Origin of the sequence: Aromatoleum toluolicum (genome assembly GCF_012911005.2) — a bacterium.
GTDB classification, from domain to species: domain Bacteria; phylum Pseudomonadota; class Gammaproteobacteria; order Burkholderiales; family Rhodocyclaceae; genus Aromatoleum; species Aromatoleum toluolicum.
Genome location: NZ_WTVS01000254.1, coordinates 1 through 404 on the forward strand (window position 1 = coordinate 1; position 404 = coordinate 404).

Sequence of the window (404 nt, forward strand, 5' to 3'; positions counted from 1 at the left end):
GGTGTGAGCGTCCTGCAGGCCGCTGCCCTCGGGCGGGTGCCACACCAGCCGGTCCTCCTCCTGGTGCTCCAGGCGCCAGGCACCCTGGCGCATCGCCGCGTCGATCTGCCCGGCCGCCTCGGCGGCCAGCCTGCGGCTGCGGATCAGCAGGGCGATCTCGGTGTTCTGCAGCTGCGAGCGCAGGTCCAGGTTCATCGAGCCCACGACCAGCAGCCTGCCGTCCACCACCATGACCTTGGAGTGCAGCATCGCGCGCGACGAGCCGGCCGCGCCGCCGGAGCTGCCCAGGGCCGAGCGCAGGCCGGCCTGCTCGCTGCGCAGCTCGTAGAGCTCTACGCCCATGGCCAGCAGGGCCTTGCGGTGGCGCGCGTAGCCCACGTGGGCGATGGGCGCGTCGTTGGAGG

Annotated in this window: 1 protein-coding gene; it reads right to left on the reverse strand. The window is 73.5% G+C overall.

What is annotated here, in order from left to right; genetic code table 11:
- A partial coding sequence (locus GPA27_RS28615) for a phospholipase D-like domain-containing protein (protein WP_246261549.1) occupies nt 1-404 on the reverse strand: 404 nt, incomplete at both ends.